The sequence below is a fragment of the Pseudomonas sp. 5P_3.1_Bac2 genome (genome assembly GCF_025465995.1).
Lineage (GTDB): Bacteria > Pseudomonadota > Gammaproteobacteria > Pseudomonadales > Pseudomonadaceae > Aquipseudomonas.
The window spans coordinates 19,904-35,765 of sequence record NZ_JANLNY010000016.1; the positions used below are offsets into that span (position 1 = coordinate 19,904).

The window sequence follows — 15,862 nt, forward strand, 5'->3', positions numbered from 1 at the left end:
AGGGCTGGCGGCTTAGGCCAGCTTCAACTTACTGGCGCCGACCAACCAGCCGTACACCACATACAGCAGCAAGGTGGCGGCCAGCAGCAGCCCGCCCAACGCAGTGGCCATACCCCAGTTGATCGAGACGTTGGTGTAGAAGGCGACGAAGTAGCTGATCATCTGATCGTTCGGGCTGCCCAGCAGCGCCGGGGTGATGTAGTAGCCAATCGACAAGATAAACACCAGCAAGCCACCGGCACCGACCCCAGCCAGGGTTTGTGGGAAGTACACGCGCCAGAAGCTGACAAACGGATGGCAACCCAGGGATACCGCCGCACGCATATAGGTCGGCGAGATGCCTTTCATCACGCTGTAGATCGGCAAAATCATAAACGGCAGCATGATGTGCACCATCGAGATGTACACGCCGACGCGATTGAACACTAACTGCAGCGGCTCATCGATGATGCCCATGGCGATCAGCCCGCTGTTGATCAAGCCGCCGGACTGCAGCAACACGATCCAGGCCGCCACACGCACCAGAATGGAAGTCCAGAACGGCAGTAGGACCAAAATCATCAGCAGGTTGCTGGTGCGTGCCGGCAAGTTGGCCAGCAGGTAAGCCACCGGATAGGCCAGCGCCAGACAGATGGCGGTGATCACCAGGCCCATCCAGAAGGTGCGCACGAAGATATCCAGATAGATCGACTGATCCGGCGTGGCTTTAGCCACCTCGCCCAGATCATCGATGCGGTGATCGACGGCGGCGAGCAAGTAATAGGGGGTGACATTGCTGCTGTTGCGGCGGATCACCTGCCAGTAAGCCGGATCGCCCCAACGTTCATCCAACGCCTCCAAGGCGTTCTTATACGACTCAGGCTCAGTAGCCAGCGGCAGTTTGCGCGCCGTGCTGCTGATCAGGCTGCGGTAGCCGGCCAGTTCCATATTCAGGCGTTTAGACAGATCGCCAAGCACGCGCTGCTTTTGCGCCAGCACGATGTCTTCGGCCATGGCCTTGTACACCGCCTCGTGGGGCAGGCCGCGACCGTCCCAGGCGTCGATCGCCGCTACGGTTTGCGGCAACGAGCTGACCACTTCCGGGTTTTCCACACTGCGCCAGAGCAAGGCGCCGATGGGCAGGATAAAGGTCAACAGAAGAAACACCACCAGCGGCAGAATCAACGCCTTGGATTTGAGCCGGTTAAACCGCTCGGCACGGGCCAAACGCTGCTTAAGGCTGGACTCAGGAAATTCAGTGGCGGGCATAACGCTGGCCATGGATGACTCCGCATGCAATCGTCGCCTCGGGCGACGAAGAAATCAGGTCGCGTTGCCTGTGCCGACACACCGGGCAACGCGGGGTTAAGCCAGGCTGGCGGCGGCACGCAGGCCACCGCCAGCCTTCGCCTTAGCGTGCAGCCCAGGCGTTGAAGCGTTGTTCCAGCTGCTCGCCGTAATCAGCCCAGAAGGTCACGTCGATGGCCACTTGGTTCTCGATGTTTTCCGGGGTGGTCGGCATCACTTTCAAACGCTCAGGCGCCAGCAGTGGCACGGCAGCTTTGCGAGTAGGACCGTAGGCGATGTTTTCCGAGAAGACTTTCTGCGCTTCTGGGGTGACCGCGAACTTGATAAAGGCCTTGGCCGCGTCCTGATCTTTGGCCCCAGTTGGGATAGCCCAGGAGTCGAAGTCGTAGATGCCGCCGTTCCACACCACTTCCAGGTTGCTCTCGCCCTGTACCGCAGCGATGCGACCGTTGTACGCCGAGCTCATCACGACATCGCCGGAGACCAGATACTGTGGCGGTTGCGCACCGGCTTCCCACCACTGAATGTGCGGCTTGAGCTCATCCAGTTTGCGGAACGCGCGGTCCACCCCTTCTGGGGTGGCCAGCACTTGGTAGACGTCCTTCGGCAGGACGCCGTCGGCCATCAGAGCGAACTCCAGGGTGTACTTGGCGCCTTTACGCAGGCCACGCTTGCCGGGGAATTTCTTCACGTCCCAGAAATCGGCCCAACCTTGTGGCGCGCTGGCCAGTTTGTCGGCGTTGTAAGCCAACACCGTGGACCACACGAAGAAGCCAATGCCGCAGGGCTGGATGGTGCCGGGAACGAAGTCCTCCGGATTACCGAACTCAGCCGGATCGAGCGGCTCGAACAAGCCCTCGTCGCAGCCGCGAGCCAGTTCTGGCGACTCGACTTCGAGCAGGCTCCAGCTCACGCTTTTGGTGTCGACCATGGCTTTTACGCGGGCCATTTCGCCGTTGTATTCACCGGCTACGACTTTGTGCCCGGTGGCCTTTTCGAACGGGCCGTTGAACGCCTTAACTTGCGCTTCCTTACTGGCACCGCCAAATGAGATCGCGGTCAGGTCAGCGGCCAAGGCCTGCGCCCCACACGCCACGCCTACGGCCAGAACCGCGAGTTTCAGGGATTTCTTCATTGTTCTAATCTCCTCTGTGTTGCTGGATCAGATGGTTGACGTTTAGTCAGGCATAAGCGGGTCGAGGGCGCGGCCATGTTCCACCTGCCAACCCAACGGCACCAAATCGCCGACGCTGAGCGCCGCATCCAGTTCTGCTACTGGCTGCTTCACGTAAAAGTCGTCCTTGCCGCATACCTCCATGCGAATCCGCACGTGATCGCCCAAGTAAATAAACTCGGCTACGCGACCGGAGAACCGGTTGCGGCAAGCCTCGCTGTGGCCATTGAGGCGCACTCGTTCAGGGCGGATCGACAAAGTCACCGGCTCACCCACTTGGCCGACATTCACGGCCAGAGCCTCGATCTGCTCGCCACGGGCCAAAGTGATGGTGCAACGATCCCCATCGCGGCTGGCGAGACGCCCACTAATACGGTTGTTTTCGCCAATAAAGTTGGCGACGAAGGTGTTGCTCGGCTGCTCGTACAAGGTGCGTGGATCAGCGATTTGCTGGATCTCGCCCTGATGGAACACCGCCACCCGATCAGACATGGTCAGCGCTTCGCCCTGGTCATGGGTGACGTACACCACGGTGACGCCCAGGCGTTGATGCAGGTGTTTGATTTCCATCTGCATGTGTTCACGCAGTTGTTTATCCAGCGCGCCCAGCGGCTCATCCATCAACACCAGTTGCGGCTCAAACACCAGCGCCCGGGCCAGGGCCACACGCTGCTGTTGACCACCGGAAAGCTGGCCGGGATAGCGGTTGCGGAAGTTATCCAGCTGCACCATGGCCAGGGCTTTTTTCACCCGTTCGGTGCTGTCGGTGCGCGACATGCCACGCACGCTCAGCGGGAACGCGAGGTTCTCAGCCACTGTCATGTGCGGGAACAGCGCGTAGTTCTGGAACACCATGCCGATGTCGCGTTTGTGCGGCGGCAGACGGTTGAGGGAGCGCCCACCGAGCAGAATTTCCCCTGCGGTTGGCGTCTCGAAGCCCGCCAGCATCATCAGGCTGGTGGTTTTGCCCGAGCCGGACGGCCCCAGCAAGGTGAGAAACTCACCCTTGCGAATATCCAGATTGAGATCTTTGACGATCAGGTTTTCGCCGTCGTAGCTCTTTTGCACGCCACGGAAGCTCACCAATACATCGCTTGCCTGAGACCCGGTCATCACCCCACCTTTTTTGTTGTCTTGAGCTCAATGGCACAAGACTAGAGGGGGTATTAACTGGAAAGAATCAGGCAGGATGACAACCTTCGGTAGGGTAGTCGGAGTATTTTTTGTAGGGCGATTCCTACATAAAAACACCCGACACCCCATGAGTCAAGGCAGTGCACCAGCGCACCACAAAGGCCCGCCCTAGAGGCCTTGCAAGGCCATGGACAACCGCCATAGACGGGCTTTAAGCGCCCTGTTTTAGAACAGTTTATGTTCTACCGCATACCTCACTAGGTCAGCCACCGAGTGGATGCCGAGTTTCTGCATCAAGCGGGCTTTATGGGTACTGACGGTTTTATTGCTCACCGCCAAATGCTGCGCGATCTCATTCACCCCCTCGCCGCGAACCAAACGCTCGAATACCGAAAACTCACGCTCGGACAGTTGCGCATGGGAGGGCCGCGCATCGGTCAGGCCGACCTCAAAGACCATGCGGTCGGCCAGCGCCGGATCGATATAGCGGCCACCAGCGGCGACCTTGCGAATCGCCGTGATCAGCAATGCCGGATCGCTGTCCTTGGTCGCGTAGCCCGCGGCGCCGACCTTCAGCGCCCGGGCCGCCATCTGCGCCTCATCGTGCATGGACAACATGAGGATCGCCGGCGGCTGTGCGAGAGCGCGAATCCGTGGAATCGCCTCCAGGCCGCTCACCCCCGGCATGGAGATATCCAACAGCACCACATCGCACTCGACTTTGCGCAGCAGCTCAAGCAACTGCTCGCCATGGCTGGCCTCGCCCACCACCTCCAAATCACGGGCCATGCCGATCAACTGTTTAATGCCCTCACGGACGATGGTGTGATCTTCTGCCACTACAACCCTAATCAAGGTTTTGCTCCTCATCAGCGACCGGCACCCGCACCAGCAGCGTAGTGCCCTCCCCCGGCAGGCTGTCGATCTGCAACTCGCCGCCGAGCATTAATACCCGTTCCTGCATGCCCACCAAGCCAAACGACTGTCCGGGTTTACGTTGTTCCGGGGCAAAGCCCTGACCATCATCGATCACGCTCAGGCACAGCTCCCCCGCTTCCTGGCGCAAATAAACCTGCACGCTGTGGGCCTGGGCATGGCGCAACACGTTGGTCAAAGCCTCCTGCAAAACCCGAAACAGGCCGATGGCCTTGGCATCACTGATGCTCGCCACCTGCTCCGGCACCTGAACCAAGCAAGGGATCTGCGTGCGCGCCTCAAAGCGCCGGACTTGCCACTCGATAGCCGAGGCAATGCCGGCATCCAGAATCGGCGGGCGCAGCGCCGTGGCCACATCGCGCACCAGCTGGAACAGCTGAGCGATCAGGCGCTTCATGCTCTGCAGACGCTCATCCAAGCCGTCCAGCTGGCCGCCGAACGCCAGCTCGCACATGGCGGTTTCCAGCTTGAGCACGGTGAGCACCTGGCCCAGTTCATCGTGAACTTCACGGGCAATGCGCGCCTTTTCCTCTTCGCGCACCGACTCTAAGTGCGCCGCCAGCTCGCGCAGGTGGGCGCGGGAGTCGGCCAACTCCAGCTCCACCTGTTTATTGGTGCTGATATCCCAGACGATGCCATCCCACACCACCACGCCATTGGGCAGGAGGCGCGTGGTGGCTTTGATATCAGCCCAACGCACCAGCCCGTCGCGGGTGACGATGCGCCCCTGCCACTGCCAGTCACTGTCGGTGCTGAAGGCCTGGCTCTGGATGCGTAAGTAGTCGGCCAAGTCATCGCCGTGCACCAGACTGCGAATGCCGCGCTCCGGACGTTGCAGTTCATGGGGCGGATAGCCGACCAAGTCCTGGCTGGCGGCGCTGATATAGGCAAACTCCACCGCTTTCTCGGCGGGATAACGCTCCAGGCGAAACACCAGGCCCGGCACGTTGCCGGCAATGCCTTGCAGGCGCGCCTCGCTTTCTTGCAGAGCGGCTTGCGCACGGCGCCGTTCACTGATGTCCGTGAGGAACACCACCAGATACTCACTGCGACCAAAGCGTAAAAAACTTAAGGACACCGCCACCGGCAAGGTCGCGCCATCGGCCTGTCGATACTCCACCTCATAGCCGCGCGCACCCTGTTCACTGCTGCGCGCCTGACGCCAGAGCTGCAACCAGCGGTCCATGTCCATCTGCGGATCGAGGCGCTGCAAGGGCAGGTCGACCAAGGCGCCGTCGGCGAACTTGAGCATCTGCTGGGCCGCAGCATTGGCGTAGCGCACATGGCTGTCCCAGTTCACCCAAAGGATGCCCACGGTGCTGTGGTCGATGGAAAACTGACTTAAGCGCAGCGCCTGCTCGGCCTCTTCACGACGGCTGATCACCTCGCGCGCTTCAATCAACTGACGCTCAAGCAAACGCCGCTGGCTGAGCAAGTAGCTCACCAGCAAGCCTGCCGCCAGCAGCAACACCAACAGCAGTGCACTGATGCTGCGCCAGAACGGCAACGGGTCGACCGAGACGCTGCGATCCAGGGCAAACCATTTGTTGTGGATGCGCTCCAGCTCATTCGCGGGCATGGCTTGCAGCGCTTGTTCGAGGATGGTCCCGAGCATGGGCTGATCGGGCCGGCTGGCAATACGCAACAACTGCGGCAAACCCACATCGCCGACGACACTCAGGCTGGCGAACTGTGGCTCGCGCAGCAGCAGGCTGAGCTGCGCCTCATCCACCACGGCGTAACTGGCATTCTGACGCTGCAACACCTCAAGGGCCTCGCGCTCGCTGCTGACGATCTGCAAGCGCAGGTTGGCGTGGCTGCGCTGCAGATAATCCAGCGCCTGGCTGGGACCGCGCAGCACCACCACGTCATCGCGACTCAGTTGCTCCAAATCCAGCGCGCCACCACTGCGCCGCTCGCCCACCACTAAGTGCGGCACCCGTAGATAAGGGTCGGAGAAGTGCCAACGGCGCAGACTCGCTGGGGTCTGCTGCAAACCTGGGGCGAGATCCACTTCGCCACGTTGCAAGGCTTGCTCCAGTTCCACTTGCGAGCTAAAGCGCAGCCACAGCGGCTGCACCTTTAGCCCGCGCAGCAGCTGGCTGATCAACTCCACATTGGCCCCGGACAGCTCGCCGTGGCGCGGCTCGAATTGCGCCCACGGCGCTTGCATGATCAGTCCCACACGCAACTGCGGATGCTCCTGCAACCACTGTTGCTGCTCCGGTTTCAGGCCATCGGCCAAGAGCAGCGCCGGCCACAACCACAACACCCAAAGAAACCGCACGACGCTGGCACTCCCAAGATTGTCAGGCAAAATGTGCCGCTAACTTACTCAGTAATGGCCATCGCGCACTAGTGTTAATCTGCCAACCCACTGCTCACGGCGCGCAGAGCGCCCCGCTTGTGTATAGGAAATCGCCATGTCCCATCGCCCCCGCCACCTGTTGCTGTGTCTGTTAGTAACTGCATTGAGCAGCGCTGCCGCGTATGGCGAAGAGGCGCCTGATAAGACAGCGACTAATCCTGCCAACACCAGCGAGAGCGATGCCGCGCCGGCTCCGGCAGCAGCGCCAGAAGTGGTTCGCGCGCCGCTACCTGAGCGCAGTCAGGCCGAGGCAGAAGCCTTAGAGCAACAGCTGGAAGCCAAGCAACAGCAACAACTGCAAGGCGCCGATGAAAGCTTTTTAGCCCTGTGGCTGCCAGCCAATGTGGCTGAGCCCAGCGGCGTGGTGGTGCTGCTGCCCGGTAGCGAAGAGAGCGCGGACGATCCACGGAGTATCGGCCCGCTGCGGCACAAGTTGCCTGATGGCGGCTGGCATAGTCTGAGCTTAAGTTTGCCCAGTCCGGCCAGTGATATTCCGTTGCAACGCCCCGCGCCGCAGACGCCAACGTCTCCGCAGCCGGCAGAGACGGAGCAGCCTGCAAGCGAAGCGTCAGCTAAGGACGAGACACCCGCCGAGCCGGCGCCAGCGGATGCCCAGACAGATACCAGCCCAGATAAAACAGTCGCTGTCGACAGCGCGAAACAATTGGAAGAGCAACGTAGCGCCTATAGCCAGCGGGTCATGGCGCGCATTGACGCCGGCCTTAAATTCGCCGCTGAGCACAACGCCCAGAGCATCACCCTGCTCGGCCACGGCAGCGGCGCCTATTGGGCGGCGCGTTATCTGCAGGAACATAAAGAGGCCAAAGTGCAGCAGTTGATTGCGCTCGATGCCCAACTGCCCGCAGGCTTCACCCCACCGCTGGATGAGCTGCTGCCGGCCCTGCAGCTAAGCACCGCCGACCTGTTTAATAACAACGAGCCACTCAGCAGCCAAGCCGCGCGCAAACGCTTGCAGGCCAGTAAGCGTCTGCAGCACCCCAGCTACACCCAGATAGCCCTCAAAGCCCTGCCCGGCAACCCGCCAGTGGCCCAGGAGCAAACCTACCGGCGCATCCGTGGCTGGCTGAGCGAACAAGCTAAGACGCCGAAAAAATAAACCCCCAGGGGTGGCTGAGCGCTAGCGAAAGCCATGGCGCTGACGCACCACTTCATAGGCCTGATGCAACTCGCGGGTGCGCTCAGTGGCGGCACGCACCTGCTCCGGCGCCGCTCCACTACCTGCTAACTTGTCCGGATGATGACGGCTGAGCAAGCGCCGATAGGCTTGTTTGATCTGCGCCGGCTGATCGTCCTCCGCCACCCCCAGCAGCTTTAATGCCCGCTGATAAGTGCTCAGCGCCGTGCTTAGCGGCGCCTCCTGGCGCGGCGTATAGCCTTGGGCCAGTTGCGCTTGCAACACCGGCGGCACCTCGAGCCAGTTGGCCCACTGCGTGATGAGTTCGCGCTCTACTTTGCTCACCTGCCCCTCAATCCAGGCCATACGCCAGCAAGCGCGCAACAGCGGCTGGGCGTTATCACGCTGGCGACGCAGTGGACCACGTAAATGATCACGACCGCTTTTGCCACGGTTAAACGCCTCAATCGCCAAGCGCTGGGCTTGCACACCTAAGCCCAAACGCTGCATCTCGGCCTGGGCTTGCTGGATATGCGCCGGCAACACCCGTCCGGTGCTTTTTGCTAAGCGCCCAAGCAGAACAAACTGCAACTGCTCCGGCTTGATCTCAGCCTGCCCGCCCAGGCGCTCACGCAAAGCAGCCCAGGATTGCAAACGCAGGCGGCGATCGACCACCTGGCCCAGCAGCGCGCCTAATAACGCACCGGGGATGCTGGCCAGAGCAAAGCCGCCCGCCGCACCGAGCAAAGTCGCCGGCCAAAGCATACTAGGCATGCGCCTCAAGCAAGCGCTCAACCTCAGCCAGGCGCTCGTGGGTGCCGACGTCCACCCAGCAGCCAGTAAAGTGCTCGCCGCTCACCTGCCCTTGGGCAATCGCCCGACGCAGCAAATCCACCAGTTTGAAGGCCCCCGGCGTGCAACCGGCGAATAGCTGCGGCGAGAGCAGCGCAACACCGCTATAGGTCAGCTTGCGCTGCTCAGCCGGCGCCTCATTGATCTGGCCAGCGACCAAAGCGAAGTCCCCGCTCGGGTGATGGCCGGGGTTATCCACCATCACTAGGTGAGCCAGAGCGCTCAGCGGCCGGCGCAAGTTGGCATAGGGGTAATCGGTGAACACATCCGCGCTGATCAACACAAAAGGCTGATCACCGAGCAACGGCAATGCTTTAAGGATGCCGCCGCCGGTTTCCAATGGCTCGCCTTCCGCCGAATAGACAATACGCAAGCCAAAGCGCGTGCCATCGCCGAGATAATCCTCAATCTGCTGGCCGAGCCAAGCGTGGTTGATCACCACTTCGGTAAAACCAGCCGCAGCCAGAGCGCGCAGGTGGTGCTCGATCAGCGGCGTGCCACCGGCTTTAATTAACGGCTTGGGCGTGTGCAGGGTCAGCGGGCGCATGCGCTCGCCTTTGCCGGCCGCCAGAATCATCGCCTTCATGCGGGGACCTGCACAGTATTCAGACTGGTCAGTAATTGCCCCAACTCGGCCAGCTCAGGGCGACGGGCGATCACCGTTTCGATATAGGCAAAGAAGCGCGGCACATCGGCCAGATAGCGCGGTTTGCCATCACGGTGGCAGATCCGCGCAAAAATACCGATGACCTTGAGGTGGCGCTGCACGCCCATCAAATCACTGGCGCGCAAAAACGCGTCCAGATCCTCTTGCACCGGAATACCGGCGGCGCGGGCCTGTTGCCAGTATTGCCGCAACCACTGCTGCACCTGCACCTCGGGCCAGCTGAGGAAGGCGTCCTTATACAGGCTGGTGATGTCATAGCTGACCGGACCATAGACCGCGTCTTGGAAATCCAGCACGCCGGGATTGGGCGCCGAGAACATCAAATTGCGCGGCATAAAGTCACGGTGCACCAGCACCTTGGGCTGGGCCAGGGCGCTGTCGATCAGCAACTGGCTGATGCGCTGCCACTGTGCTTGCTGCTGCTCATCGAACTCGCGACCCAAGTGGCGCTGCACATACCACTGCGGGAACAACTCGACTTCACGGCGCAATAAGGCTTCGTCGTAACTGGGTAACGGTGTCTCCATGGGCAGTTGTTGCAGGGCTAACAACGCCTGTACGGCATCTTTAAATAGTTGTTCAGCATTATCTGGATTGATCACATCCAGATAAGTTTGTTGGCCTAAATCATTTAATAAAAGAAAGCCGTGCTCGATATCAGCGGCCAAAATTTGCGGCACATTGATTTGCGCCTGCGCCAATAACTGAGCAACTTTGACGAAAGGCTCACAGTTTTCTTGTGGTGGCGGCGCATCCATAACAATCAAACTGCGCGCGCCGCACTGCCAGCGGAAATAACGACGAAAGCTCGCATCGCTACTGGCGGCGGTCAATGTAGCAGGGGCTAGAGCCCCCCAGCCGTGGCTTACAAAGAGTTGCGGGAGTATTTCCGCTAACCAATTTTCCAGCTGTTTAAGACGTACATCTTCATCAGGCATTACAAGGTCTCCGACGACGCTAGCCGTTGCGCGGGTCATGCTTTATTATCCAGCATCTTTTCAAGCCCATCGAGAGGCGTGCGGCCTCAAGGGCGATTGGCACGCAGGAAGCCCGGAAAAAATAAGATGGCAGTTAAATACCCCGCGTTTCGCAAAAAATTTCCCCTACTGGTAACGGGCGGCATCCTCGCTCTTCAACCCGTAGCCCTGCAATATGCAACGGCTGCCGAGCAGTTCGATTGCCAAGCTTCTGCTACTGGTGGTTGGGCCTGCGCGCCCAAAACCAGCAATGCTGCCCTGCCTGAGCGCCCAGTTCAACGTGATTCGTTGGCCAGCGGCAGTGCTTCCAGCGGTAAAGCGAAAGTGGCGGCCGTGACCTTGGTCACCGAGGCCAAAGGTAAAGCCCTGGCCTCGCGTAGCGCCGATTACAGCCACTTGGACTGGGTGCCGCGGGAGAAACTCACCGAAGCGCAGCTGGCTGAGGCCGGCCCGTACTGCTCGGGTGCCTATATCGAACCCACCCGTCCGGGCATGAACGACACCACGCCGATGAGCCAAGCGCCGATGTTCGTTTCGGCCAAGGCCTCACGCTACGAGCAGGATGAGCAAATCGCCACCCTCGCCGGTGACGTGGTGCTGCGTCAGTCAAGCATGCAAGTCGAGGCCAACGAGGCCAACCTGCTGCAAGCCGAGAACCGTGGTGAGCTGGTCGGCAATGTGCGCCTGCGCGACAAAGGCATGCTGGTGGTCGGTGACCGCGCCGAGCTGCAACTGGATAACGGTGAGGCCAGGGTCGATAACGCCGAGTACGTCATCCACCAAGGCCACCTGCGCGGTAACGCGCTGTATGCCAAACGTGAAGAGAGCGCGATCATCCGCCTCAAAGACGGCACCTACACCAGCTGCGAACCGGGTAGCAACGCTTGGACGCTGAAGGGCAACAACATCACCCTGAACCCGGCCACTGGTTTTGGTACTGCAACCAACGTGACCCTGCGGGTGAAGAATATTCCGGTGTTGTACACACCTTATATCTACTTCCCGATTGATGACCGTCGCCAGTCCGGCTTCCTGCCGCCTAGCTTCGGCACCTCCAGCGACAACGGCTTTACTCTGCAAACGCCGTACTACTTCAACTTGGCGCCGAACTACGACGCCACGTTGTATCCAACCTTTATGGCCAAGCGCGGCATGTTGATGGAAGGTGAGTTCCGCTACCTGACCAAAGACAGCGAAGGCCAAGTCGGCGCGGCGTACCTCAACGACCGCAGCGACGAGCGTGAGTTGGCGTCGGAGTACAAAGATCAGCGCTGGATGTACAACTGGCAGCACGTCACAGGCCTGACTTCGCGCCTGATGGCTGAGGTCGACTACACCGACATCAGTGACCCGTACTACTTCCAAGACCTGAACAGCGACCTAGGCCTCAGCTCCCGCAGCGCCGTCGATCAGCGCGGCACCCTGACCTATCGCGGCGACAGCTACACCGCCAGGCTCAATGTGCACGCCTATGAACGTGCCAACATCACCGACATTACTCAGTACGACCGCCTGCCACAGCTGACCCTCGATGGTGTACTGCCGTTTAAGCCAGAAGGCTTGAACTTCAGCTACAAAACCGAGTACGTGCGCTTTGACCGCGACCTGCGTACCGGCCGTTATATAGATGAAGATGGTGGTCCAACCAACCCTGACGGTAGCCTTGGCCGGCCTTGGTTTGATGCCAATCTACGCGGCCTCGACCGCGCTAATGGCCAACGTGTCCACGTTGAGCCTGGCGTAAGCCTGCCGCTGGACTGGAGCTGGGGCTTTATCAAGCCTGAGATTAAATACCTCTATACCAACTACGACCTCGACTTGGACAGCCAAGGCAAAGCCAGCCTGCTGGCAGAGCAAAAATACAAAGGCACGCAAAACCGTGGCGTGCCTATTTTTAGCGTCGACAGTGGCCTGTACTTCGATCGCGATACCAACTGGTTTGGCAAAAACTACCGCCAGACTCTGGAGCCGCGCTTGATGTACCTCTACGTACCGAATGAGGATCAAACTGACATCCCTGTCTTCGACACCAGCGAAAGCAACTTCAGCTATGCCTCGCTGTGGCGTGACAACCGCTTTAGCGGCCGCGACCGCATCGGTGATGAAAACCGCATCTCGCTAGGGGTGACTAACCGCTGGATCGAAGAGAACGGCTTTGAGCGCCAGCGCTTTAGCATTGGCCAGTCGTTCTACTTCCAAGACCGCAAAGTGCAGATGCCAGGCATCGACTACCGCACTCGTGCGGCCTCGACCGCAAACGTCTCGCCCTATGCGCTGGAATACGAGTATCGCTTTAACCGCGACTGGAACTTCACTTCCGACCTGAACTGGGACCCGGACAGCCACAGCACCCGCTCCGGCAGTGCCATGTTCCATTACCAGCCGGAAGACAACGTCAACAAAGTGGTTAACGTCGGCTACCGCTACCGTAACGACAGCGTCCGTTATGACGAGTCCACCGGTACTTGGGGTTATGGTTCGGACTATGGGACCGAGTTTATAAGAGATCCAGCCACTGGTTTAGATGTCAAAAACCCGAACTACATCAAGAACTACTACAAGATCGACCAACATGACTTCTCGGTCATCTGGCCGATCGTCCCGCAGTGGAGCGTGATCTCGCGCTGGCAGTATGACTACGGCCGTAACCGTACTCTGGAAGCCTTCGGCGGCTTCGAATACGACAACTGCTGCTGGAAACTGCGCCTGATCAGCCGTTACTGGGTGGATTACGACGAAGTCAGTCTGGACCGCGATCGCAACAGTGAAGGCGACCGTGGCATCTTCCTGCAAATCGTCCTCAAGGGCCTCGGCGGCATCATGGGCCAAAAAACCGAGTCGTTCCTCGACAAAGGCATTCAAGGTTATCGTGAACGTGAAGACAAAGCTTTCTAACTGCGTGCGCCCCTTGCTATTGGGCGCACTAATGCTGGCTGGCGCGGTTCAGGCTGAAGTGCGCCCGCTCGATCGCGTGGTGGCCATCGTCGATAACGACGTGGTCATGCAAAGCCAACTGCAAACGCGCCTGCAAGAAGTGCAGCGCACCATTGCCCAGCGTGGTGCTGAGGTACCGCCAGCCGAGGCCCTGCAACAGCAGGTGCTGGAGCGCTTGATTCTGGAAAACATCCAGCTGCAGATCGGTGATCGCTCCGGGGTGCGCATTGGTGATGAAGAACTCAATCAGGCCATCGGCACCATCGCCGAGCGTAACGGCATGAGCGTCGAACAGTTCCAGCAGGCTCTGGCCCGCGATGGCCTGTCCTATAACGATGCCCGTGAACAAGTGCGCCGCGAGATGATCATCAGCCGCGTGCGTCAACGCCGTGTGGCCGAGCGCATCCAGGTCAGCGAGCAGGAAGTGAAAAACTTCCTCGCCTCGGACATGGGCAAGATGCAGCTGTCGGAAGAATACCGCCTGGCTAACATCCTGATTCCGGTCAGCGACGCTGCCTCGCCACAGGATATCCAGACGGCTGAGCAGCGCGCCCGAGAAATTTACCAGCAGGCTCAGCAAGGCAGCGATTTCGGTCGTTTGGCCATGGCCAACTCGGCCAGTGAGAACGCCCTGGACGGCGGTGAAATGGGCTGGCGTAAAGCCGGTCAGTTACCACCACCGTTCGATGCCATGCTCAGCGCCCTGTCGGTCGGCCAAGTCACCGAGCCCGTGCGTACTGCGGGCGGCTTTATCATGCTCAAGCTGGAAGAAAAACGCGGCGGCGAGACTCAGGTGCGGGACGAGGTTAACGTTCGCCATATCCTGATCAAACCCAGCGAAATCCGCAGTGAAGCCGATGCTAAGCGCTTGGTTGAACGTCTGTATGAGCGCATCCTGGCCGGGGAAAACTTTGCCGACCTGGCCAAGAAGTACTCCGAAGACCCAGGTTCGGCGCTTAACGGCGGCAGCCTGAATTGGATCGACCCCAATGTACTGGTGCCAGAGTTCCGCGATGTGATGAGCAGCACCCCAGCCGGTGAGCTGTCCAAGCCCTTTAAGAGCCCTTACGGCTGGCACGTGCTGGAAGTCCTCGGCCGCCGCGCCACCGACAGCAGCGCGCAGTTCCGTGAGCAACAAGCGCTGACCGTCCTGCGTAACCGCAAGTACGACGAAGAGCTGCAAGCCTGGCTGCGGCAGATTCGCGACGAAGCCTACGTCGAGATCAAACTCTGACCGGCGCTCGGCAGAATTAGCCCACACCGATCAAGCCCGGCTTATGCTTACGCAAAGCCGGGCTTTTTTACGCCAATCGCCTACGTGCTGGCCTGCCTTAAGTTGCCAGCCAGGCCCGTATTGAGAACTGACAGATGAGCAGTAACCGCCTTTTTGCCCTCACCCCTGGCGAACCTGCCGGCATCGGCCCTGACTTATGCCTGCTGTTGGCCCGTGAAGCGCAACCGCAAGCCTTAGTCGCCATTGCCAACGTGCAGATGCTGAGTGAACGCGCCGCCCTGCTCGGCCTTAGCATCAACTTGGTGACTGTCGGCCCCGGCAACTGGCCGCAGCAACCGGCAGCCGCCGGCAGCCTGTATGTGTGGGATACACCTTTAGCCGTGCCAGTGGTGCCCGGCCAACTGAATGCCGCCAACGCTGACTATGTCCTGCAGACCCTGACCCGCGCCGGCCAAGGCTGCCTCGACGGGCACTTCGCCGGTATGATCACCGCGCCGGTACATAAAGGCGTGATCAACGAAGGCGGCATCGCCTTCTCCGGCCACACCGAGTTTCTGGCCGAGCTGACCCACACCGAACAGGTGGTGATGATGCTCGCCACCCACGGCCTGCGCGTGGCGCTGGTGACCACTCACCTGCCACTCAAAGACGTAGCCGCCGCTATTACCCCGGAGCGCTTAAGCCGGGTAACGCGGATTCTGCACCACGACCTGCGCACCAAGTTCGGCATCGCCACACCGCGCATTCTGGTCTGCGGCCTGAACCCCCATGCAGGCGAAGGTGGCCATCTGGGCCGCGAAGAAATCGAAGTGATCGAGCCGACCCTCGAGCAACTGCGCAGCGAAGGCATCAACCTGGTCGGCCCCCTGCCCGCCGATACCCTGTTCACCCACAAGCATCTTGAACACTGTGACGCGGTGCTGAGCATGTACCACGACCAAGGTCTGCCAGTGCTCAAATACAAAGGCTTTGGCGCTGCGGTCAATGTCACCCTGGGCCTGCCGATTATCCGCACCTCGGTCGACCATGGCACCGCGCTGGACCTAGCCGGCAGCGGCCAGATCGACAGCGGCAGCCTCAACGTCGCCCTGCAAACCGCCTATGCCATGGCCGCCAGTCAGACGCCGGCCAGCTAATTGCTTGAGCCACAGCGCCAGTCGCGGC

At 60.3% G+C, this 15,862-nt stretch carries 12 protein-coding genes; 4 read left to right on the top strand and 8 right to left on the bottom strand.

What is annotated here, in order from left to right; translation table 11 throughout:
- Positions 1 to 12 precede the first annotated feature (12 nt).
- The 5 genes from NTD81_RS10315 to NTD81_RS10335 all read right to left on the bottom strand — a co-directional run bounded on the left by NTD81_RS10315 (position 13) and on the right by NTD81_RS10335 (position 6,818).
- Positions 13 to 1,260, bottom strand: a complete 1,248-nt coding sequence (locus NTD81_RS10315) for an ABC transporter permease (protein WP_262182186.1) — start codon at positions 1,258 to 1,260, stop codon at positions 13 to 15.
- 130 nt (positions 1,261 to 1,390) lie between these two features.
- Positions 1,391 to 2,422 carry an ABC transporter substrate-binding protein gene (locus NTD81_RS10320; protein WP_262182188.1) on the bottom strand — a complete coding sequence of 344 codons (1,032 nt, stop codon included), beginning with the start codon at positions 2,420 to 2,422 and terminating at the stop codon, positions 1,391 to 1,393.
- 42 nt (positions 2,423 to 2,464) lie between these two features.
- Positions 2,465 to 3,574 (bottom strand): ABC transporter ATP-binding protein, encoded by a 1,110-nt coding sequence (locus NTD81_RS10325; RefSeq protein WP_262182189.1) that lies wholly within the window; start codon positions 3,572 to 3,574, stop codon positions 2,465 to 2,467.
- 246 nt (positions 3,575 to 3,820) lie between these two features.
- Entirely contained in the window at positions 3,821 to 4,465 is a 645-nt protein-coding gene (locus NTD81_RS10330; protein WP_410017140.1) for a response regulator, read from the bottom strand.
- A complete protein-coding gene (locus tag NTD81_RS10335) occupies positions 4,443 to 6,818 on the bottom strand; it encodes a PAS domain S-box protein (protein ID WP_410017141.1) in 2,376 nt (791 codons plus the stop codon). Before NTD81_RS10335 ends, NTD81_RS10330 begins: the two co-directional genes overlap by 23 nt.
- Positions 6,819 to 6,954: 136 nt before the next feature.
- On the opposite strand from NTD81_RS10335, the gene NTD81_RS10340 reads away from it, so the two are divergent.
- Positions 6,955 to 8,016: an alpha/beta hydrolase family protein gene (locus tag NTD81_RS10340; RefSeq protein WP_262182192.1), complete on the top strand. Its 1,062-nt coding sequence runs from the start codon at positions 6,955 to 6,957 to the stop codon at positions 8,014 to 8,016.
- A gap of 21 nt (positions 8,017 to 8,037) precedes the next feature.
- On the opposite strand, the gene NTD81_RS10345 is transcribed toward NTD81_RS10340, so the two are convergent.
- The 3 genes from NTD81_RS10345 to NTD81_RS10355 are packed head-to-tail and all read right to left on the bottom strand — an operon-like array spanning position 8,038 to position 10,491.
- Positions 8,038 to 8,799 (bottom strand): DnaJ domain-containing protein, encoded by a 762-nt coding sequence (locus tag NTD81_RS10345; protein WP_262182284.1) that lies wholly within the window; start codon positions 8,797 to 8,799, stop codon positions 8,038 to 8,040.
- Position 8,800: 1 nt separating this feature from the next.
- Entirely contained in the window at positions 8,801 to 9,472 is a 672-nt protein-coding gene (gene murU / locus NTD81_RS10350; RefSeq protein WP_262182193.1) for an N-acetylmuramate alpha-1-phosphate uridylyltransferase MurU, read from the bottom strand.
- Positions 9,469 to 10,491, bottom strand: a complete 1,023-nt coding sequence (locus NTD81_RS10355) for an aminoglycoside phosphotransferase family protein (protein ID WP_262182194.1) — start codon at positions 10,489 to 10,491, stop codon at positions 9,469 to 9,471. The genes murU and NTD81_RS10355 overlap by 4 nt, the downstream gene beginning before the upstream one ends.
- A 126-nt stretch (positions 10,492 to 10,617) precedes the next feature.
- On the opposite strand from NTD81_RS10355, the gene NTD81_RS10360 reads away from it, so the two are divergent.
- From NTD81_RS10360 to pdxA, 3 genes are all read left to right on the top strand, one after another.
- Positions 10,618 to 13,425 (top strand): LPS-assembly protein LptD, encoded by a 2,808-nt coding sequence (locus tag NTD81_RS10360; RefSeq protein WP_262182195.1) that lies wholly within the window; start codon positions 10,618 to 10,620, stop codon positions 13,423 to 13,425.
- On the top strand, positions 13,406 to 14,698 hold the full coding sequence (locus tag NTD81_RS10365; RefSeq protein WP_262182196.1) for a peptidylprolyl isomerase: 1,293 nt from the start codon (positions 13,406 to 13,408) through the stop codon (positions 14,696 to 14,698). The genes NTD81_RS10360 and NTD81_RS10365 overlap by 20 nt, the downstream gene beginning before the upstream one ends.
- Positions 14,699 to 14,832: 134 nt before the next feature.
- Positions 14,833 to 15,834, top strand: coding sequence for a 4-hydroxythreonine-4-phosphate dehydrogenase PdxA (gene pdxA, locus NTD81_RS10370; RefSeq protein WP_262182197.1), 1,002 nt, complete (start codon positions 14,833 to 14,835; stop codon positions 15,832 to 15,834).
- Positions 15,835 to 15,862: the final 28 nt, after the last annotated feature.

Bases quoted from the DNA above. Each gene is read 5' to 3' on its own strand.
- NTD81_RS10360 (WP_262182195.1), top strand. From the start codon at position 10,618: ATGGCAGTTAAATACCCCGCGTTTCGCAAAAAATTTCCCCTACTGGTA.
- NTD81_RS10345 (WP_262182284.1), bottom strand. From the start codon at position 8,799: ATGCTTTGGCCGGCGACTTTGCTCGGTGCGGCGGGCGGCTTTGCTCTG.
- NTD81_RS10355 (WP_262182194.1), bottom strand. From the start codon at position 10,491: ATGCCTGATGAAGATGTACGTCTTAAACAGCTGGAAAATTGGTTAGCG.
- NTD81_RS10315 (WP_262182186.1), bottom strand. From the start codon at position 1,260: ATGGCCAGCGTTATGCCCGCCACTGAATTTCCTGAGTCCAGCCTTAAG.
- murU (WP_262182193.1), bottom strand. From the start codon at position 9,472: ATGAAGGCGATGATTCTGGCGGCCGGCAAAGGCGAGCGCATGCGCCCG.
- NTD81_RS10320 (WP_262182188.1), bottom strand. From the start codon at position 2,422: ATGAAGAAATCCCTGAAACTCGCGGTTCTGGCCGTAGGCGTGGCGTGT.
- NTD81_RS10325 (WP_262182189.1), bottom strand. From the start codon at position 3,574: ATGACCGGGTCTCAGGCAAGCGATGTATTGGTGAGCTTCCGTGGCGTG.
- NTD81_RS10330 (WP_410017140.1), bottom strand. From the start codon at position 4,465: ATGAGGAGCAAAACCTTGATTAGGGTTGTAGTGGCAGAAGATCACACC.
- pdxA (WP_262182197.1), top strand. From the start codon at position 14,833: ATGAGCAGTAACCGCCTTTTTGCCCTCACCCCTGGCGAACCTGCCGGC.
- NTD81_RS10340 (WP_262182192.1), top strand. From the start codon at position 6,955: ATGTCCCATCGCCCCCGCCACCTGTTGCTGTGTCTGTTAGTAACTGCA.